Source organism: Paenibacillus chondroitinus NBRC 15376, from assembly GCF_004000765.1.
Classification (GTDB): Bacteria; Bacillota; Bacilli; order Paenibacillales; family NBRC-103111; genus Paenibacillus_E; species Paenibacillus_E chondroitinus.
This window is the reverse complement of record NZ_BILW01000010.1, coordinates 110,686-130,656: the sequence shown is the minus strand read 5'-3', so window position 1 is coordinate 130,656 and position 19,971 is coordinate 110,686. Positions and strand designations below refer to the sequence as shown.

Sequence of the window (19,971 nt, the reverse complement as noted above, 5' to 3'; positions counted from 1 at the left end):
AGGCTGGGTCCTTACTTACCCGCCAACCTCAAAGCCTGCTCCTCAGCATCTTTATACCCTTTTTGCAACACTTCATCTCTATCCAAAAAGGCTGTTCCTTGAATCCGCACCGCTTCAAAATCTTCAATCCCCATCAAATCAAACATGGACTTCAAAAATTTATTCGTGAACTCCAGCTCGGCATAGAAGTCATTATTAGTGTAAATGGACCCACTGGCTTGAATGGTAACGACGCTTCTTCCATCATTGAGAAGTCCGACAGATGCTCTTCCGTTACTCATTGGGGGGCTGATATATTTAAATGTTTCCCTGGCAATCATAACATTATCAATATAATCCTTTAGTTTCGACGGGATACTGAAGTTATGCATTGGAAATACAATGACGTATTTATTAGCACTTTTGAATTGTTTTAAAAGGGTGTTCATACGATCGGTTACTTCTTTTTCTTTACTAGTCAACTCTTTCTCTTCCGCTAGTTTCGACCATGCACTCAATACATTTTTATCAAGCGCGGGTACTTCGTCGTCGTATAGATTAATTTGTTCAATAACCTCGTCATTGGAATGCTTCTCTTTATATACTTTCAGAAAATAATTAAACACATCGAGACTTGCAGAGGTTGTGGAATCAAAATCCGGGTGTGCATTGATGATAAGTAATTTACTCATGTATAGTTCCTCCTAGACGTATATTGTCGACTTAATTTATCGACGATTTATATAGTCCATAATATATCTTCCCCAGTTGCATGTCAATTTAGATAAGCAAGAAGTTTATGTAAATAAACATATTGAAATCGGTGCGCCTATGCATTTTTATGCCCCTCACTACGTATTCATTGGCCGATCCGCAGGACATAGTTTGCCTATTTTCTTTTAAATACGACACCAGAAAATTATGATAAGATAATAGCAGAGAGTACCATTCCTATCTCATAAAATGGAGGCGCTTACTTATGGACCAACAATTGCAGCAAGAGGGATACTTTGGGGAGTTTGGCGGCAGCTTTGTCCCGCCGGAATTACAGGAAGTGTTGAGTTATTTGAGTGAGCAATTTTACAAGTTTAGAGACGATCCGGAGTTTAAGGAAGAGCTTCGTTATTATCTAAGCGAATATGTTGGACGTGAGAATCCATTAACGTATGCGGAGCGGCTGACCAAAGCTTGGGGAGGGCCGAAAATATACTTAAAGCGCGAGGATTTGAATCATACAGGAGCGCATAAGATCAACAACGCTATTGGGCAGATCCTGCTTGCTAAAAGGATGGGGGCTAAGCGAATCATCGCTGAGACGGGCGCCGGACAACATGGTGTGGCTACGGCAACGGCTTGCGCTATGTTTAATATGGAATGCATCATCTATATGGGAGCTGAGGATACACGTCGGCAGGCGCTTAATGTGTTCCGAATGGAGCTGCTGGGCGCGACGGTTGTACCGGTACATAAAGGACAAGGAAGATTGAAAGATGCGGTAGATGAGGCGCTGGACGATCTGGTTCGCAATTATAAAAATACATTTTATTTACTAGGCTCCGCCGTTGGTCCGCATCCGTTTCCGACGATGGTCAAGCACTTCCAGGCCATTATTAGTGAAGAATCGAAGCGGCAGATTGTGGAGAAAGAAGGTCGTTTGCCGGATGCGGTGGTGGCCTGCACAGGCGGCGGCAGTAATGCCATCGGTGCGTTCGCTCACTACATCGACGAGCCGAGCGTTCGCTTAATCGGGGTCGAGCCCGATCAAGCTCCGTCTTTGACCCAAGGCGTTCCGAGCATCATACACGGCTTCAAGTGTTTAGTGCTGCTGGACGAGGAAGGACAGCCGAAGAAGACCTATTCCATCGCCGCGGGGCTGGATTATCCGGGCATTGGGCCGGAGCATAGCCACCTGAAGGTGTCGGGCCGGGCTGAATATGCAACGGTCACGAACGAGGAAGTGCTGGAAGCCTTCCAGGAACTGTCGCGCACGGAGGGAATCATTCCTGCCTTAGAGAGCGCGCATGCGGTTGCCTACGCGAAGCAGTTGGCGTCGACGATGAGCGAAGATCAAATTATTATCGTCAATCTGTCCGGCCGCGGGGATAAGGATGTCGAGCAAGTTTATCAAATGCTCAAATAGAGAGACAGAGGGCGTCCAATTGGACGCCTTTTGATTTGGTTTTGTAAGGTAAATGCTGCTATTCCCCAAATGGGATTGTAGTTGATTGTAAACAGTGTTACTCTTACAACGGTAAACTCATAATCTACGTTTGTATAGAAAGGTAACACTATGATAAAAGTTGATCACTTATCCTTCTCATTTCCGCAAAAAGAACTATATACAAACATTTCCTTTACGCTTGAAGAGGCACAACATTGCGCTTTTATAGGAACAAGTGGCAGTGGAAAAAGTACACTGATAGATATACTTATGGATCCAGAAAAATATTTGTTCGAGGGCAAGTTAGAAATAGACCCGACTTGCAAAATCGGGCGTGTGAGCCAATTCTCACAACTGGATGAAACGAAAGAAACAACCGTTTTTGAATATATAGGGGAAGAATTCATTAAGATTCAAGATGAAATAACATCGATTTGTGCGGAAATGGAAACATCACCGGATGATATGGATTCGTTATTAGAAAAGTATCAATTAGCGCTAGATGCATTTGATTCCATTGGTGGGGCTGATTTTGAAAGTAACATAAATAAGAAACTAAATTTAGCAAACCTCATGAAGCTAAAGGATCTTAGGGTATCCGACCTAAGTGGTGGGGAATTCAAACTTATTCAAGTAATGAAGGAAATGCTCAGTAGTCCAGACTTGATGATTATGGATGAACCAGATGTATTTTTAGACTTTGAAAACCTAAATGCGCTTAAAAATCTTATTAATTCTCACAAAGGAATACTACTAGTTGTTACGCACAACAGATATCTATTGAATCATTGTTTCAATAAAATCATACACCTTGAAAACATGGAGATCCAAGAGTTTGATGGGCGATATATGGAGTATACTTTCTCATTACTTCAGACAAAAGTTGAGTTGCAAGAAATCGCAGTCGCTGAACAAGAAGAAATTGAGAGATACGATAACATTATTGATAATCTTAGAGTTATTGCAACTATTAATTCAGAAGCATCTAGAGGTAGAGCATTAAAAGCTAGAGTTAGGTTTCAAGAGAGATTGGAAGCACGTAGAATTAAGGCTCCTTTTGTTGAAATTAAGCAACCGAACATCAGTTTTGGTATTAAGAATGAAATTGAAGACAGCGTTGTTGTAAAGGTCAATAATTTCAGTGTTACTTTTGATGAGTTGCTTTTAGACAATGTTAACTTTGAGATAAAATCTACGGATAAAGTAGCCATTATTGGTCCAAACGGTACCGGGAAAACGACTTTACTTCGAGATATCTTTAAAAATAAGCATGATTCCATTGAAATTAATCCTGATGTTAAAGTGGCTTATTTATCTCAGTTTCAAGGTGAAATGCTAAAAGATTCTAATACAATTCTAGAAGAATTCATCGATGCTGGGTTTAAAACTTATGATGAGATTAGATCCTATCTTTCAAACTATGGCTTTGAAGGGGAAATCGTTAATCAAAAGATACAATCTTTATCTGGTGGAGAAAAAAATATGCTTCAGTTGGCTAAGGTTTCTGCCAGCAAAGCAAACGTATTGCTCCTAGATGAACCGACAAGCCATTTAGACACCTATACACAGATAGCACTGGAGAAAGCCATTGAAGACTACAAAGGTGCGATTCTCATGATTTCTCATGATTTCTATTCGGTTGTAAATGGTATGGATTATGTTTTAATCATTGACGATAAGACGATTAGAAAAATGAGTATGCGGAAATTTAGACAGATGATTTATGCTAGTCATTTTGATAAAGACTATCTAGAACATGAACAAAATAAAAAATCACTTGAAATGAAAATAGAATTGGCATTAAGAGATACGAATTTTGAACTTGCGAAAGTATTGGTCGAGGAGCTGGAGGAGCTCATTAAGTTGTTATAATAAGTGATTGGAAAAAGGGAAGACTACACGATATCGCTTTTTCGCCACAACCTTATTATTTCTTGGAGGATGACAAATGAAAGGCAAGTCAACCAAAGCAGCATTTTGGATAGTCGCCTGGGTGCTCGTGCTCTGTTTATGGTCGAGTGCAGCACCTTCCATTGTGTTTCCATTATATGCAACGGATTGGCATCTCTCGAAAGCAACAACGACTGGTATCTTTGCTATGTATCCTATTGCAATCATCTTCGTGCTTGTGATAGTAGGTAATATTTCAGATTACATCGGACGCCGAATGACGTTAATGATCGGACTTATGTTCCTCCTTTTTGGCGCAACCGTTTTTGCATTAGCTCCGAACTTGCACTGGCTGTTTGTGGCCCGAGCCCTACAGGGCATTGGGGTTGGATTGACATCGGGGGCGGGGGCCGCAGCGCTTGTAGAGTTTAATCCGACAACGAACACGAAATTTCCCGGATCGATAAACACGATTACTCAGGCAGTTGGTGTGTTCATTGCATTAATTCTTGGGGCAATTCTGATTAAGTATGAGCCATTCCCGCTGCATTTAAGTTATTGGGTTTTATCCTTACTCATATTGGTCAGTATCCTCCTGTGCGTATTCCTTCCGAAAAATCAAACATCTCGATCTGGCCGTAAAACGAACTGGAAACCAGCGGGGATTAAGATACCGAAAGGACTATGGGGCATTTATCTCCTGGCAGCTTTGGCCGTAGGAATCGGTTTTGCCTATGGAGGAATATTTTTATCTCTTGGGGCTCAAATTGCGCGCGATGTCGTTGGGACGAAAGATATTCTTGTGATCGGTATGGTCTTATCGATTTTGAGTTTGCTAATTGCGGTGGGTGCTACGATTGCAGGGCGAATGAGTCCGCTGCCTTCAATTCGTATCGGAACGCTTCTGATAAGCTCGACATTGATTCTTCTTGTCATGGCGTCGGAAATGCATTCTTTCATCCTATTCGTAACGTCGTCGATTATCGGAGGACTTGGTTATGGATTCTCTGTAACCGGCGGGATTGGCCTTGCCAACTTGTACGCGTCACCTGAAAACAAAGCGCAGTTTTTATCTTCTGTTTTTGTCGTCTCTTATCTGTTCCAAGGAGCCAGCGCATTTGGCGGTGGTTTGGCTTCCACTATTTATGGCTTTAGCTTCGCAATATGGATGCTTTCTCTTATAGTCGGATCCATTGCGCTTATTACGCTACTGTCTACGCTGATGATCACTGGGAGAATGGTCTATGCCAAGTAAATCAAAACACGAAAAGTAGGCCATCCTTCCTCAGGGTGGTCTACTTTTTGCTATAATAGAAATAGCAGGGCTGTTTAATTTTTGGACAAAAATGGAATCCTAGTCATATCAAATATTGATAGAAAACGAGGGATGGTAATGTCGTATATCGTTGATTTTAAAAATGTATCTACAGTAGGTTTAGAGTCTTCACCTGTAGCAGAAGCGCTTGCCGGTTTGCGCGCGAATGAAGCCCGTTATTTTATGAACAAATACAAGCATGAATTCGAGGTTATACCCGCCAGTGAAAGTCAGGAAAACCTTGATTATGTGAACAAAGTTTTAAAAGAACGTGACATTGAGTTTGCCGCCAAACCCTTAGAAACCTCACATTTTCAAGTGGAAAATATTCAGTTTACCTATGTTTTTTATGAGGATGGCCTGTCAATCAATGTCATGTACACGGTGGATGACCCTAAGAAGCGGGCGGTTGGTTTTAAGCTTTCCGAGGGGATGGAGATACCTAAAGAGCTAGAACCGAAGTTCAAGTTCGCTAGGCAGAAGTCTAAATTAGCTGGAACAATTCGGGGGTCGTTTTTCGTCATCAAAGGAGAATATGCATATAACTGAAGCTTGATGAGGTGATCTTTCATGGCAAAAACGAATCCTAAGGTTGACGAATTTATCAGTAAGGCCAAAACCTGGAAGGAAGAATACATAGAGTTGAGGTGAATCGTATTTTGGCTTTTGAAGCCTTAACACCCGGACGGCAAAGAAATGATCTGCTTCACTTTTCTGAGCCGAAACAATCAAAAACGCGACAGTCACGGGTAGAGAAAAATGTGCCGAAAATTCTCGAAGGCAAGGGATTAAACGATTAAAGAAGAAAACCATCCTTCTGCAGGGTGGTTTTTTGCTATTTTATGACTCAGTCGTTGAACTTGACAAGTATGGATTACAAATGTAATACTGAGTGTGTATTACATTTGTAATCCAAGTGGAAAGGAGGTAGCTAATGTGAAAACTGTCCCACATATTACGGATGCTGAATGGGAAGTAATGAAGGTGCTCTGGAACCAGTCCCCACGAACGGCGAATGAAGTGATTGAAGCTATGCAGGATCAGACGGATTGGAAGCCGAAAACGATTCGAACCCTGTTAAACCGATTAACGCAGAAGCAGGCGTTGTCTTTTACGCAAGAAAACAGAGTGTATGCCTATTTCCCTTTAGTTTCTGAGGGTGAATGTGTGAAGTCAGAAACGCAATCTTTTCTGAAAAGAATGTATGGCGGTGCCTTTAAGCCGATGCTGGTTAACTTTTTGAAGGAGGAGCAGCTGTCGGAGGAAGATATTAAAGAACTAAAACAACTTCTCGAAAATAAATCCAAATAAACAGCGATGCCAGAACAGGCGGCGCGGTTTCAGGAAGGAAAGGGTGAAAGTGAACCAAACCAATGAACTTCTCAAAGGTATTTTTGAGTGGATTTTGTCGGTATCGGTAATGGCCGCCATTACGGCCGTGTTGATCATGCTAACCCAACGTATTCTGCATAAACGGATAAAACCTAGATGGCACTATCTCATGTGGTTGTTGGTCATAGTGCGATTGCTTCTACCTTGGGACCTGGAAAGCGATTTAAGCATCTACAATTGGCTATCTTACTCTGGCGGCATTCACGAAATCGATTCCGTGGTTCAGATGGGAACACAAGAGAGGTTGGCTGCTGTGGACTCCGTAGGTACTATTTTGTACAGGTATTCCATGTATGTATGGCTGTTTGGTATTGCCGTATTTGGCATATACACGTTAGTGATTAACCGTAGATTCGCGCAGAAAATAACAAATGAAACGAGTCCGATGACAGACACCGGCATCCTGCAGTTGTTCTCCCAATGTCAAAAGCTCATGTCGGTACATAAACCCGTCACTTTAGTCGTATCGGACCAATTGACGATGCCCACGCTTTTTGGATTTTGGAAACCACGGTTAGTTATACCGCAGAGGGTGATTAACAGCTTGAGCCAGGAACAACTGCGGCATATCTTTCTGCATGAACTGGCCCACTGCAAACGGAATGATATTGGAATCAATTGGATCATGCAATTTTTATTGATTATTCACTGGTTCAATCCTGTACTTTGGTACGTGAATCAACGCATGCGTGAAGATCAGGAGATAGCAAGCGACGCGTTAGCACTTTCTTATCTTGAGCCGGCGGGAAGAGACAGTTACGGATATACGCTCATTCAATTATTAGAGAGCTATATACGTCCAGTAAGTGTACCTGGCAATGTTAATTTATCGGGCAGCAAGTCACAGTTAAAAAGGAGAATTATCATGATTAAACAGTTTCAATTTAATTCATACCGTTGGTCGTTCGTTGGCTTAGCTGCTGTTTTGATCATTAGCGGATGTTCATTGACGAATGCGACGAATACGGATAAGCAAGCTTCAGCTCCACCGAGCTCTCCGGCTATTGATCAAAAGACGACAGACACAACAAATAATACAAACTCAACAGATACGACGAATACAAATACGAGTACAGAGACAACGGATACGGATAAAAAGACGGAAACAACAGCTGATACAAAACCTGTTGACTCCGTGAAACCAACTGCGTCGCCAACGGTTACCACAGAAGAGGCTAGACCTACAGCAGCAGTTACAAGAACGGACGAGTTGAAGCCTTCACCGGTAGCGTCTGTCACGGAGGCAAGACGAAATGCCGCGGCCGCACAGGCAGCGGAGAGTCCAAGACAAGTACCTGCTTCACCACGACAAGCGAGTGAGGTAACGGCAGTGCCTGAATCTCGAGATGTGAAGAGGCCGACGGCAGCGCCAGTACCGTTACCGGATACTCGCCCTGCACAGGCTGAGCCAACCGCCAGTGTGCTAACTCCGGAGCGAGCGGCTCAGTAAACTTCGGGGCAAAGTTAACAAAGAAGAAGACACCTGTAAGGGTGTTTTCTTCTTTGTCTATATGAATCTTTATGAAAACTTGACCAAAATTTAGGGAAATTTGATATAAAATGATACCTCCTCACGGTATAATTTAAACATTATACGAGAAGGGGTCGAACTATGTCGTCACTATTGCAAAAACAGAGTTTAACATCGGAACAGCTTCAATTGCTTGCTTCCGAAATGAGTAAGAAACAGAAATCAGGTGGTATTGCATGGCTACTTTGGTTTTTCACTTGCTCATTTGGGGGTCACCGTTTCTATTTAGGTCGAATTGGAACAGGAGTAGCTATGTTACTCACACTAGGCGGTTTGGGTATTTGGTCACTCGTTGATTTGTTCCTGTTATCAGGGATGATTAGAGATACGAATGAAAAAGTTGAGAATGAGATTATTTCCGAAATCCGTCTGATCCACCAAGCACGAGCAAACTCAGAAGCTGCTGTAGCGCAGGCATAACGTACATCATATTATGGATAATTTAAATTTATTGCGTACGCTAACACTGGAAGAGCTAGCTATCTTAGAAGCAGAACTGTTGAAGAAACGCAAATCTAAGGAAGTTGTATGGGCGTTATGGTCTGTGCTGCATTATTTTGGAGCCCACCGTTATTATACAGAGAATTATCTGTATGCAAGCTTGATGTTTACGGCTACGGTCGTTCCTGGTCTTGCAATCATTCTATTGGCGGTCTACACAGAGTTAGAAGCATTTAGTTACTTTCTTTTATGGTTTAACATAGCCATATTAGCTGGATCTTTGCTTTGGAGCTGGATTGACGCTTTTTTTCTAAACAAAAGAATAGAAGAGATGAATCAGGAGCAGGAACGTGTAGTGATTCGTCGTATAAAAGCAACAAATATAAACCAATAAGAAATGAGGCCGTCAGAAACCACAAGGTTTCGAACGGCCTCTCTTTTTTATACACACGCTAATTAAACAACAAAGCAAGTAAAACCACGTCAAGAAAGGTCTTCGTGACCTCGTGCATTAAATACTGCTTCAGCAGCCCCTCTTCTTGAAAACCGAGCTTTTTTAATAGCTTCAGTGAGGCCACATTTTCAGGGTAGACTTCGGCTTGAATTCTATGAGGACTTATATGTGTTTTGCTGAAATGGATCACCGCTTGCATGGCTTCGGACATTATGCCCTTGCCCCAATAATCGGTCTGTAGATCATAGCCGACAGTTAAAGGATAACGGTGATCGGCATCAAATATGCCTCTTGTAGGCATAAGTGTAATGGTTCCGATAATATGCCGAGATTCGCTAGGATAGAAGGAAATTCCCCAAGAAATTAACCTTCTGTCTGCAAAAGCCTGATTCCACGAGTCGATTAGCATACGGGTGTCCTCGATCGAAGAGGGGCCATGCCAATCCAAGTGCTTGGTGACTTGAGGGTCGGAGTAAAAAGCATAGATATCCTCCGCATCCGCGACATCCATTTGCCGTAAGACGAGCCGTTCGGTATAAATGAAAGGGAAAGAGGAAAATAAGGATTCCACATGCATCATTTTATTTATTTTCCTTTGTAGTAGGATAGTCGTTTGGAAAAATTGTATCCTAAGATCCTTAAGAGCAACTTAAAAAGTGATAAATAATCAGTGTCATTATGAAAGCTGAACGTAAAACGAAGTGGTCTCATTCAGCACGCTTTTCGCATAAATCTTCCCTTTATGCTGTTCGACAATGGATTTGGCGATGGCTAGTCCCAGGCCGTAGCCGCCGCTTTTGCGCGAACGGGATTGATTAGCGCGATAGAAGCGGTCGAAAATCCTCCCAAGATAATCGGATGGGATACCCTCGCCCGTGTTGGTCACCGTGAACAGAATATCGCTATGCCGTTTCTGCAAGGTAATCGCAATCAAGCCTTTCGGTTTGGTGTATTTGATCGTTACGATCCCGGAGAATCTGGGGTACGAGGAAGCGTTTGATGAGATTTTCAACAAATTCGGCATTGCTTATGAGCTGAGAAAAGTTAAAACGACGGAGCTCGGCAGCTTGTACGAGTTGGTGTACATGGTTACAATCGACCATCTCACGAATCAAAAAGACTTTCTGGATGCCATTAGATGCAGGAACGGAAACTTGGATATTACGTTGACGATGAATCCAACGGAAGCAGCGCAGTATTAACAACCATCTGTGTCGAAAGGGTTAACTGTTAATCAGTTAGCCCTTTTTTACATGTTAGGAAGCTATATATCTTTCGACAAATCAGGTAATATATATATTATAAATGATTGCCAATATTTTATAGTTGAAATGAGGTCTAGCAGTGCATCATTTGCATGGTACATACGATATGGTTTTAGTTGCATTTTCCTATGTGGTTGCTGTCGTGGCATCCTATACTGTCCTCGATTTAGTAGGAAGAATCAGCACGTCCAAGGGGATGTTTCGCTGGTTATGGCTCCTTTTCGGAGCGATCGCAATGGGGCTCGGCGTATGGTCTATGCATTTTGTCGGGATGCTTGCATTTTCGCTGAACATTTCAGTTGCCTATAACTTAGTTAATGTCATACTTTCCGTCGTGGTCGTTATCGCGGCTTCCTTCCTGGCGTTGTATGTGGTTGGCCGCAGTCAATTATCTTGGCGATTATTACTTGCAGGAGGGCTGCTGCTAGCAACGGGCATCTCGGCCATGCATTACATCGGGATGGCGGCAATGGAAATTCATATTTCCTATAAGCCTTTTTATTTCGTACTATCAATTATCATTGCTATTGTGGCGTCTATCGCGGCTTTATGGTTAGCATTCTATTTCCGCAAGGGCACAGAGCCAAGTAGAATGTGGAAGAAGCTAGGCAGCGGCTTAATTATGGGAGCTGCCGTGGTAGGCATGCACTATACGGGTATGTATGCAGCACAATTTCAAATGCTAGATGCGCTAGACGAAACGAAGGGTATGTTTCTGGACCAGAAGCTTTTGGCTTATACGATTGCAGGGGGTACATTGTTCACGTTAGGTTTGTCGCTTTTTGGCATATTTATATCAAATCGATTGTCACGAAAAGATAACGAAATTGAGGAACATGAGAAATGGTATAGATCTTTATTTGAAAATAATCAGGATGGCATCATTTCAATTAATATGCAGTATCGCATTATTGGGTTCAATTCGGCTGTCACGCAGCTCACAGGGCTAACCGGTGAATGGTTCCGCAATCAAACGATCGACAATATTCTACCCTTCATTGTACCGGAAGATCAGGAGCGCACGAGGGAGATGTTTGTAAAGTCGCGCGGCGGCGAGATGCAGACGTACCAGACTGCGATTATCCACGAGCAAGGGCACCGTGTTGAACTCAGTGTGATTAACGCACCGGTTATCCTCGATGGGGAAGTAGTCGGCAGCTACATCATTGCCAAAGACATAACAGAAGAAAAGCAGTCCAAAGAGAAAATTCAACACTTAGCCTTTCATGATGAGCTGACGGGGATGCCCAACAGGCGAATGTTCAATGAAGTGCTGGGCAAAATGATTGATAGCGAAGCTAAGCAGTTCGCCGTTATGGTGATGGATCTGGATCGGTTTAAATTAATTAATGATTCGCTTGGACATACATATGGGGACCAATTTTTGCAGGAGATGTGTGAACGTATCCGCCGGTGCATGGAGGGCATGAATGTGACCTTGGCGCGTATGGGCGGTGACGAGTTCACATTGCTCTGTGACAGCCGTTACGAGAGAGAAGAAGTTGCCGATTTTGCTGAACAAATCATCAGAGCGATTGGCGTGCCGTATCGACTTAAAGAAAATGACTTCTATGTTACAGCGAGTATCGGTATTGCCGTTTATCCGAACGACGGCGCAGATGCTGTGCAGCTGCTCAAAAATGCGGACACTGCAATGTACGAAGTGAAGAAAAACGGCAAGAACGGGTACCAGTTCTATACGGGCGAACTAAACGCGCAGCTGCAGGAGAAAATTGAGCTGGAAGTTGAATTGCGTCAGGCGATTGCGCGCAAACAGCTGTTCTTGAATTACCAGCCGCAAATTCGAGCCGGGGATGGCCAGATGATTGGCGTCGAAGCGCTCGTTCGTTGGAATCACCCGACGAAGGGCACGATTTCTCCAGGCGTATTCATTCCGATAGCCGAAGAAACAGGCATTATTTATGAAATGGGCACATGGGTGCTGAGAGAAGCCTGCCGGCAAATGAAAGAATGGCATCGCGGCGGAGGGCCGCTGATTCCTGTTTCCGTTAATTTATCCTCCCAGCAGTTCCACCAGACCAATTTGGCGATGTACATTAAAGAAATTCTTGAGGATACGGGACTTGAGCCGCAATATTTGGAGCTGGAAATTACGGAGAGCATGATGATGGATGCGACGGTTTCCAGAAGCATTCTCAATGAATTGACGGAATCGGGCATTCGAATCAGCCTGGACGACTTCGGAACGGGATATAGTTCCTTGAGTTATCTGAAGCTTCTGCCGATCCACAAGCTCAAAATTGACCGTTCGTTTATCCGCGATATTACGGAGAACAATAATGATAAAGCGATTGTGGCTACGATTATTTCGATGGCGCAGCATTTGAATATGGACGTTATTGCGGAAGGCATTGAAACGAAGGAACAGTTGGATATTCTTATGGATAATGATTGCAAAAAGATTCAGGGTTATTATTACAGCAAGCCGTTGCCTGCTCAGGATGTAGAGGAAGCTTTCTTCGCGCCGATGCGAGCAAGCGGATCATAAAGATGCCAAGTTAGAAGCCCGATTAGCTCAGATGAGCTGGTCGGGTTTTTGCGTATAAGTAATTCTTGCCAAACAAATAATACCATGAAGATCTGACAAATTACGTTGGAAGGTGGGGACCGAAAATGATGGTGAGTGAGTCCCTTTCAGATAGTGTTAAATCGATTATGGATGTAGTCGGGCACAATCATGATGTCGTTTTGCGAGAAATTGCACTTGGAAGTACGGGACGAAAAGCAGCCATTATCTATATTGCTACACTCGGGAATGCGGAGGTCATTAATAAAAGCCTGCTGCAACCGCTCATGCAGATGAAAGCGGCCGACGGAGATGCGGATTCGGATCGATTCAAAGAAAGAGTGATAGACGCCACAATTGTGCTTACTGAACTGGTAGAAGACGACTCTGTGGCGGTATGTATCCGCAATATTTTAACAGGAAATACCGTACTCATCATTGACCAAATTAACAGTTATATCATTCTCAGCACGGCGCATCTAGAGGGCAGAAGTATTGAGGAACCGAAGTCGGAATCCGTGGTGCGCGGCTCGCGTGAAGGTTTTGTTGAGAACATCTCAACGAATATTTCGCTCATCCGGCAGCGGATCAAAGATCCCACTTTCACGATGCTCCAGTATCACGTTGGCAAGCGTACCGAGAGGGAGCTGGTTATAGCTTTCATTAAGGATATTGCCAACGATCAGATTGTGGAGGAAGTTTGCCGCCGAATTGAGACCGTCGATATCGACGATGCCGGGGATTCGGGGTTTATTGAACAGTTTATTGAAGATAATACCTTCTCTCCATTTCCGCAAGTGATGAACACAGAACGGCCGGATCGAGTGGTCAATGCCTTGATGGAGGGCAAAGTGGCGATCATCTTGGACGGTACGCCCTTTGTGCTTATTGTGCCGGTGACATTTCCCATGATGCTTTACTCTCCGGAAGACAATAACGAACGCTGGATGTATTCAAGCTTAATCCGCATGATGAGGTATATCCTCGCTTTCGTTTCTCTATATTTGCCATCCTTGTATATTGCCTTTATTTCCTTTCATCAGGGGCTAATTCCCACCAAGCTGGCCATATCCATCACCTCCAGCAGGGAGGGTGTTCCTTTCCCTACCTTTGTAGAAGCTATGATGATGGAAATAACCATTGAAATCCTACGGGAAGCCGCTATTCGTTTACCCAGGCCAATCGGACAGGCCATCGGTATGGTCGGCGGTCTTGTCATTGGGCAATCTGCGGTACAGGCGGGTATTGTGAGCCCAATCATGGTCATTGTTGTAGCCGTCACGGCCATATCTTCCTATACAATCCCCATTTATTCGGGAGGAATCGCCATGCGGTTGCTAAGATTCTTCATGATGTTTGCAGCCTCGATGTTGGGCTTATACGGCATCATCATGGTTACGCTGCTTCTGCTGTCTCATATCATGAAGCTAAAAAGTTTTGGAACCAACTATGCCGGCGCGTTCGTGCATTATCACCCTTCAAACTGGAAGGATTCGATCATTAAATATCCCTTGAAGTGGTTCAAAGAACGTCCGAATTTGATTGATCCCAAGGACAAGAAGCGTGCGAATTAACGCAACGAAGGAAGGGGGATGGACACATGAAGATCGTGCGAAGCGATCAGATATCGATATCGCAATTAACTGTTTTAAATACGTCCATGATTCTCGGACTGTCCATCCTCACGCTGCCAAGGGCTACTTCGGAGAAGATCGGTACCCCGGATGTATGGATCAGCATCATCATAGCGGGTTTCATCTCTGTGGCGCTAGCCGTTATATGTGCGAAGGTAAGCCAACGGTTTCCCGGAAAGACATTTTTTGAATACAATCAGCAGATTGTCGGTAAAGCCATCGGGATTGCTTTCAGCCTGGTGTTCTGCGTTTACTACATTTTGATGGCTGCCTTCGAGGTACGCATGCAAGCCGAGGTGATCAGGCAATTTCTATTAGATCAAACGCCGATTGAAGTGACAATGATCACTTTTCTGTTTGTTGCCGGTTATTTGCTTCTGGGACAAATAAATCCTATTGCCCGACTTATGGAATTTTTATTGCCGGTTACCTATATAAGCATTTTGTTTGTTATGCTGCTCAGCGTCCAAGACTTTGATGTCGATAAGTTGCGTCCAGTTCTGAGCGAAGGGATGCGCCCTGTTTTTAACGGCCTTCTTTCGACAGCACTTTCATATTCAGGCTTTGAATGTATTATGGTGTTCTCCGCTTTCGTGGATAAACCCCAAAAAATGGTGCGCTCCGCCATCATCGGCGTTGCTTTGATCATCGTCCTGTACACGATAAATTCAGTTATTGTTATTGATGTATTAGGCGTCTCAGAATCCAGCACGTTAACCTGGCCGACTTTGGAACTCATTAAAAACGTGGAAATGGCAGGGTTCTTTTTAGAAAATTTTGAGGTGGTTTTTATCGGGGTCTGGCTGGTAGAAATCTTTACTACGTATATCATTTCCCATTACATCGCAAGTCTTGGAATAAGCAAACTGTTTCGCATTCATATCAACTATGTACACATCGGTTTGTTGGTTGTTATTTATATCATTGGCATTTATCCAAGCGATTTGAACGGCAGTATAAAACTCGGAGAACTCATTGGCAATATATCGTTAGTTACGGCAGGCGTCATGCCGATCTTATTGCTGCTCGTTGCTTCACTTCGCAAAAGGAGACAAACCCCGTGAAAACTTGTACAAAACGGAATGTCTTACTTCTCTCGATGCTGTCACTGCTAGTACTCCCAGGATGTTGGGATAAACGGGAAATCGAACAAATCGGCATGGTCGCCGGAATCGGACTCGATCAAGGGGAAGATTCAGCCAACCATCGGATAAAAATGACGCAACAATTCGTCAATACGACCATCGGAACGAAGGAGGGGATTGTGAAAGGGTATTTTAACCTTACAGATGAAGGTTCCAATATATTCGAAATCATTAGAAGAACGTCAATGCGAACGGACCGGTCCCCCTATTATACGCATTTGAAGGTTATCATTTTAAGCGATAAAATTACATCCTCGTCGCAATTGATGGACTTAATTAATTTTTTTCAGCGGGATCACGAGATGAGACGAACTGTTCGTGTGTATTTTGCCAAAGGGCTTGCGAGAACAGCGCTCGAAAAAAAGACGGAAAATAAAGAAATTCCGGCTTTTAATATTTTTTATAAATCGCGAAATCATTACAAAACATTAGAAATGCCCCGTCAAGTAACCTTGGGGGGGATGTCCGTCCATCTGTCAAGCGGTGAAAGTTTCCTGGTCCAGGAAATTGATCTTACGAACGAATCTGAAATGCATGGAGCCGCAATCGTTTCAGGAAAAAAAACGCGGTTAGTCGGTTGGTTGGATAAAGAGGAAGTGTCGGGAATCAATTGGGTGTTGGGAACCGGAAATGGAGGTAAAGGAGGGATCTTAACGGTAGTTGATAAGAAAACAAAGAAAGAGTTGGTCTATGAAGTTAATGAAATAAACACAAAAATCAACCCGAAGGTGGAGGGGGAACAGATTTCCTTTCTGGTTTCCATTGAATCCGAGGGCCGACTTGGAGAAGACTGGACGGTAAACGATGCGTTTAAAGAGGACTTTATTAAAAAAGCGGACGAGCTGATCGCAGATGAGGTCAAATGGATTGCAGAACAGGCCATTGCCAAAATTAAGGATACCTATAAAGTCGATGTTGCTGGCTTTGGTGAACAATTCAGGATCAAGAACTACAAGGAATGGAAGAAAGTAAAAGATGACTGGGATGAAGCGTTCAGCCGTTCAACCGTAGAGGTGGAGGCAAAAGTGCACATTCGTGAGTTTGGATCGAAAGGAAGGAAGGTTCCGAAGATTCCCAAAAACTAAGTCAAACATAGGGCAGGAATCTGATAAGTCTGCGCAAAGCCAATACATTCTTAGCGGCTTTGCGCAGACTTTTGCCGTTTATTTAATCAATTCGATATCTATTGATTTCCCATTTACTGCATCAAACTCCACAGTCGTTGTCTCAGCACTTGCGCTAACTACCCGCGCCTCGCTGTTGGCATTCTTCAGATGCCATGCCCCTTTTAATATAACGGTGGCCTTTAACATCGTACTCGGCGTTAACAAACCGGTAAGACGCAGATCAGGATCCGCAACGCTTAGCACAATATTGTCGGAACTTAATGACTGGACCATCGCCATGAGGGGGATGCTGCTGCTTTGAATCAGGCCTTGATCGACCGGCACATGGCTGTTAAAGATGGCATAGCCGGTAACTTCCTTCCCGGGCTCTGTATTTTTGACAATATGGGCATCGCTATTTTTTTGCAAAACTGTGTATTGCATGTTGTTCGCGAACGCGGCCGTCCCCTGCGCTCCGGCCCCTACTTTCATGGCATATTCGTAACCTGCCGATGCTGGAGCAGAACCGTGATTGATATAGGCCGTGGTGTAGCTTCCGGACGTGTTTTTCGTGCCAGCGCTGTTTCTAGAGTTCTGCGTACCACGCATAATGACAGTTCCAGCCGCATTCGGCAGCACATATCCGTTCCCATAAGGGTCTACGATCCAGGCCGGGGTTGTATTTGTAATTGTACTCGTATAAGTGGCATGAGTTACCGAGGTGGTGGAATTATACCAGAATGGCATCGAACTGTTTGGCATATACGATTGAAACAGGGTAGTTTCCGTATTGTGGAGGGAATCTGTGTTTTGAATATCGGAGCCTAAGCTGATCATTTTATCGCCAAAAAAGAAGACGGATTTGTTGGCTCGGAAACTGGAGTCAAAGACGGTATCATGCAGTTTCATAGCGAAAACGCCATATTTATTTTGAGAGGACACTCCGCCTACGAAGGTGATATCCGTGAAAAGCCGCATCTGATCAGCTTTTTGTGCCAACTCAGCCAGAGACAGGTGCTTGACTGTCGTGCCAGGCCAGCGGCTCCAATCCCATCCAGCGTCAAGATGAATTCCGCTTTCGACGATTCCGGAAGTCAGTCCGTTCTTCACGATCTGCATATTGCCGTAATTCTGATATGCGCCATACACGTTTTGATTGCTGGCAGATTCGAAGTTCCAAGCATAGTTACTCCAGCCTTTTATTCCGATCAGTAAGTCATTTACTCGATTAACAGCCATTGCACCATAGGGCATGACCATGTATCCTTGCGGATTGGCTTTCGGCGGAACTCCCGCCTTCGACAGTTTGTCTGCAAGCTGCAAGCCGCCAAGCGTATCCATATACTCAACACCGTACGAGTCGGCTTGTTTGAACAGGCCCTGCAGCAACTTGGATTGCGGATTCCAAAGTCTTGTGAAGGTGGAAGCAAGTTCCGTATCGATGGGGGTATTGGCCATGGCGAGATAGGAGTATGCCAGCAAACTTGTCAGCGGGCTGGTCGTATTGGGGAAACGTCCGGTTGCCCCAACGGGCATGGTGTAGGTATTGGAGGTCAGCTCTAGCGTGAGCAAGGTTTTTTTGATGTTACTCTTTGCACCATCGGACAGGGCATAAGGAGTACCGCTCAGGAGATAGGCAATCAGTGAAGCCGTCTGCATCGCATGATCCCCATAGGCATTCATATAGACGCCGCGATGATGGAAAAGGGTGCCGTCAGGCTTAATCGTATCGGCGAAACCAGGTGCGATTTGCAGCGCTTGTTCGTACAGGCCGACGAGACCTTTCATGTACTGTGCTTTCTTAGGGGTATTATCCATACCTAGCACGTAAAGTAAGTCATACATGAATTTTGTTCGGATTTCATCCGCCGTTGTCTCTTCATAAATGGAATTATCGAATGTTTTACCGAAATTCGTGTACCAGAATATGGTGTTGAGCTCCCGTTCGAAAATACCTGCCGCCTTCAGCTCATTGCGCATAAGATAGACGGCATGAAAGTACCCGCTGTGCCTGTTTGCTTCATGATCCTGAGTGCCGATGGCGCTTCCGTTCGCCCACCCTTGGTCGTTCATATAATCGAGTACATCGATCACTTTTTGCTTGCTTAACAGATTGCCGTTGATTTTGTAATCGAAAACGAGCGGGAGCAGCACCGTTTGGCTGACATCATCGCCGAATTTAAGCGAATGCGGGTCTGCGTTTGCATAAAGCGCTTCTCCGGTCATCGTACCATTAGGGTGTCTGACGATGTGCAGCGCGTTGTAAGCAGCAAGGCCCGCGCGAATGAAGCTTTGGAGGGCATCGTATCTCATTTTGAGTGGTCCGGTTAACTGTGCATACTGCAAGGCATCTCCATAAATCCACTTCTCATATCGGCTTGAGATCGTATCGAAGGCACTAATTTCCTGCGGAGTGATAGTCGCTGGCAGCGGAAGCGTAGTTTGTTGTTGACTGTAGTAGTAGACATTATCCCATGAGCTTTGGCCGACATTCAGGCCAGTCTTGGGCATTTGATCATCTGCGGATCTTGCCGTTACCATGAAAGGCCAAAATTCCAAGTTATCGAAATAAAGGCTCCCTGATGGTACAGACGCAGGGGGTACGATTTGCATCGCCTCGAGCGGCTCATTCATGTTTTGCGTATAAGCGGAATTTTTACCTTCTTCTCTAAATTTGACCCAGACGGCCCGCCATCCTTTGAAATTCAGGTTCACTTTGAATGAGAAATGATGAATGCCATTGTTGATTTCTGTCGTTTTGCCGAAATTGAAAGTCACTTGATCATGGACTGGATGTTCATTATAAATCCATAACTTCATGCCGCCATGCTTGACGTTCGCTGCGGCTAGATCTGCCGGCTGTGTGTCGCGCAGCTTGGAGCCATTCGACCATGACCAATGCAAGGAGCTGCCCCCGTGTTTGTAATGCTCTGTTGATAGCTCAACCGAGCCGCCATTCTCCACGCTCCAGGTGGAAGGCGGCGCAGCGCCCTCGAACGACTCTGTGTGGGAATAATCGTCGGCTGCATGCGTGGCGGTTGGATAAGCCCCTACGCTGGACGCCAGAAGCAGCGCCGCGGCCAGAAGCCGCATGTTGTGTCTTCTTCTTTTTTGCCATGTTGATCTCATAC

General features: G+C 44.3%; 16 protein-coding genes and 2 pseudogenes. 14 read left to right on the top strand and 4 right to left on the bottom strand.

All coding sequences use genetic code 11. The annotated features are described in order from the left end of the window. Nucleotides 1–11: 11 nt before the first annotated feature. Entirely contained in the window at nucleotides 12–671 is a 660-nt protein-coding gene (locus PCH02S_RS14120; protein ID WP_127454019.1) for an FMN-dependent NADH-azoreductase, read from the bottom strand. A gap of 287 nt (nucleotides 672–958) precedes the next feature. On the opposite strand from PCH02S_RS14120, the gene trpB reads away from it, so the two are divergent. The 9 genes and pseudogenes from trpB (at nucleotide 959) to PCH02S_RS14075 (ending at nucleotide 9,103) form a co-directional block, all read left to right on the top strand. After that, nucleotides 959–2,119, top strand: coding sequence for a tryptophan synthase subunit beta (gene trpB, locus PCH02S_RS14115; RefSeq protein WP_127454017.1), 1,161 nt, complete (start codon nucleotides 959–961; stop codon nucleotides 2,117–2,119). A gap of 150 nt (nucleotides 2,120–2,269) precedes the next feature. After that, nucleotides 2,270–4,012, top strand: coding sequence for an ABC-F family ATP-binding cassette domain-containing protein (locus PCH02S_RS14110; RefSeq protein ID WP_127454015.1), 1,743 nt, complete (start codon nucleotides 2,270–2,272; stop codon nucleotides 4,010–4,012). A gap of 76 nt (nucleotides 4,013–4,088) precedes the next feature. Then, nucleotides 4,089–5,285: an MFS transporter gene (locus PCH02S_RS14105; protein ID WP_127454013.1), complete on the top strand. Its 1,197-nt coding sequence runs from the start codon at nucleotides 4,089–4,091 to the stop codon at nucleotides 5,283–5,285. A 138-nt stretch (nucleotides 5,286–5,423) separates the two neighbouring features. Continuing rightward, nucleotides 5,424–5,894 (top strand): phage tail protein, encoded by a 471-nt coding sequence (locus PCH02S_RS14100; protein WP_127454011.1) that lies wholly within the window; start codon nucleotides 5,424–5,426, stop codon nucleotides 5,892–5,894. Nucleotides 5,895–6,007: 113 nt separating this feature from the next. Then, nucleotides 6,008–6,145, top strand: a pseudogene (locus PCH02S_RS14095) (YdeI/OmpD-associated family protein); the annotation flags it as partial. Between the two features lie 136 nt (nucleotides 6,146–6,281). Continuing rightward, nucleotides 6,282–6,656 carry a penicillinase repressor BlaI gene (gene blaI, locus PCH02S_RS14090; protein WP_127454009.1) on the top strand — a complete coding sequence of 125 codons (375 nt, stop codon included), beginning with the start codon at nucleotides 6,282–6,284 and terminating at the stop codon, nucleotides 6,654–6,656. Nucleotides 6,657–6,699: 43 nt separating this feature from the next. Next, complete coding sequence (locus tag PCH02S_RS14085) at nucleotides 6,700–8,187, top strand: M56 family metallopeptidase (protein WP_127454007.1); 1,488 nt, start codon at nucleotides 6,700–6,702, stop codon at nucleotides 8,185–8,187. Nucleotides 8,188–8,349: 162 nt separating this feature from the next. Continuing rightward, nucleotides 8,350–8,688 (top strand): TM2 domain-containing protein, encoded by a 339-nt coding sequence (locus PCH02S_RS14080; RefSeq protein WP_127454005.1) that lies wholly within the window; start codon nucleotides 8,350–8,352, stop codon nucleotides 8,686–8,688. 13 nt (nucleotides 8,689–8,701) lie between these two features. Then, nucleotides 8,702–9,103, top strand: coding sequence for a TM2 domain-containing protein (locus PCH02S_RS14075; RefSeq protein ID WP_127454003.1), 402 nt, complete (start codon nucleotides 8,702–8,704; stop codon nucleotides 9,101–9,103). Nucleotides 9,104–9,161: 58 nt separating this feature from the next. Here the strand turns inward: PCH02S_RS14075 and PCH02S_RS14070 are convergent, their stop codons facing one another. Together PCH02S_RS14070 and PCH02S_RS14065 are read right to left on the bottom strand one after the other, a co-directional pair. Then, nucleotides 9,162–9,743 carry a GNAT family N-acetyltransferase gene (locus PCH02S_RS14070; protein WP_127454001.1) on the bottom strand — a complete coding sequence of 194 codons (582 nt, stop codon included), beginning with the start codon at nucleotides 9,741–9,743 and terminating at the stop codon, nucleotides 9,162–9,164. 96 nt (nucleotides 9,744–9,839) lie between these two features. Next, complete coding sequence (locus PCH02S_RS14065) at nucleotides 9,840–10,082, bottom strand: sensor histidine kinase (RefSeq protein ID WP_407670074.1); 243 nt, start codon at nucleotides 10,080–10,082, stop codon at nucleotides 9,840–9,842. Nucleotides 10,083–10,116: 34 nt separating this feature from the next. On the opposite strand from PCH02S_RS14065, the pseudogene PCH02S_RS14060 reads away from it, so the two are divergent. The 5 genes and pseudogenes from PCH02S_RS14060 to PCH02S_RS14040 all read left to right on the top strand — a co-directional run. Next, nucleotides 10,117–10,365: pseudogene (locus tag PCH02S_RS14060) on the top strand (DUF4956 domain-containing protein); the annotation flags it as partial. Nucleotides 10,366–10,507: 142 nt separating this feature from the next. After that, the gene (locus PCH02S_RS14055) at nucleotides 10,508–12,937 is read left to right on the top strand and encodes an EAL domain-containing protein (protein ID WP_246069073.1); all 2,430 of its coding nucleotides are present in this window, start codon (nucleotides 10,508–10,510) and stop codon (nucleotides 12,935–12,937) included. Between the two features lie 125 nt (nucleotides 12,938–13,062). Next, a complete protein-coding gene (locus PCH02S_RS14050) occupies nucleotides 13,063–14,529 on the top strand; it encodes a spore germination protein (protein ID WP_127453997.1) in 1,467 nt (488 codons plus the stop codon). Nucleotides 14,530–14,555: 26 nt separating this feature from the next. Beyond that, nucleotides 14,556–15,653, top strand: a complete 1,098-nt coding sequence (locus PCH02S_RS14045; protein WP_127453995.1) for a GerAB/ArcD/ProY family transporter — start codon at nucleotides 14,556–14,558, stop codon at nucleotides 15,651–15,653. Continuing rightward, the gene (locus PCH02S_RS14040) at nucleotides 15,650–16,819 is read left to right on the top strand and encodes a Ger(x)C family spore germination protein (RefSeq protein WP_127453993.1); all 1,170 of its coding nucleotides are present in this window, start codon (nucleotides 15,650–15,652) and stop codon (nucleotides 16,817–16,819) included. Before PCH02S_RS14045 ends, PCH02S_RS14040 begins: the two co-directional genes overlap by 4 nt. Before the next feature lie 78 nt (nucleotides 16,820–16,897). On the opposite strand, the gene PCH02S_RS14035 is transcribed toward PCH02S_RS14040, so the two are convergent. Continuing rightward, nucleotides 16,898–19,969, bottom strand: coding sequence for a chondroitinase family polysaccharide lyase (locus tag PCH02S_RS14035; protein WP_127453991.1), 3,072 nt, complete (start codon nucleotides 19,967–19,969; stop codon nucleotides 16,898–16,900). Between the last annotated feature and the right edge of the window lie 2 nt (nucleotides 19,970–19,971).

Excerpts from the sequence above, each read along its gene's own strand:
- PCH02S_RS14100 (WP_127454011.1), top strand. The coding sequence starts at position 5,424 with ATGTCGTATATCGTTGATTTTAAAAATGTATCTACAGTAGGTTTAGAG.
- PCH02S_RS14120 (WP_127454019.1), bottom strand. The coding sequence starts at position 671 with ATGAGTAAATTACTTATCATCAATGCACACCCGGATTTTGATTCCACA.
- PCH02S_RS14075 (WP_127454003.1), top strand. The coding sequence starts at position 8,702 with ATGGATAATTTAAATTTATTGCGTACGCTAACACTGGAAGAGCTAGCT.
- PCH02S_RS14080 (WP_127454005.1), top strand. The coding sequence starts at position 8,350 with ATGTCGTCACTATTGCAAAAACAGAGTTTAACATCGGAACAGCTTCAA.
- PCH02S_RS14035 (WP_127453991.1), bottom strand. The coding sequence starts at position 19,969 with ATGAGATCAACATGGCAAAAAAGAAGAAGACACAACATGCGGCTTCTG.
- PCH02S_RS14050 (WP_127453997.1), top strand. The coding sequence starts at position 13,063 with ATGATGGTGAGTGAGTCCCTTTCAGATAGTGTTAAATCGATTATGGAT.
- PCH02S_RS14045 (WP_127453995.1), top strand. The coding sequence starts at position 14,556 with ATGAAGATCGTGCGAAGCGATCAGATATCGATATCGCAATTAACTGTT.
- PCH02S_RS14110 (WP_127454015.1), top strand. The coding sequence starts at position 2,270 with ATGATAAAAGTTGATCACTTATCCTTCTCATTTCCGCAAAAAGAACTA.
- trpB (WP_127454017.1), top strand. The coding sequence starts at position 959 with ATGGACCAACAATTGCAGCAAGAGGGATACTTTGGGGAGTTTGGCGGC.
- PCH02S_RS14105 (WP_127454013.1), top strand. The coding sequence starts at position 4,089 with ATGAAAGGCAAGTCAACCAAAGCAGCATTTTGGATAGTCGCCTGGGTG.
- PCH02S_RS14070 (WP_127454001.1), bottom strand. The coding sequence starts at position 9,743 with ATGATGCATGTGGAATCCTTATTTTCCTCTTTCCCTTTCATTTATACC.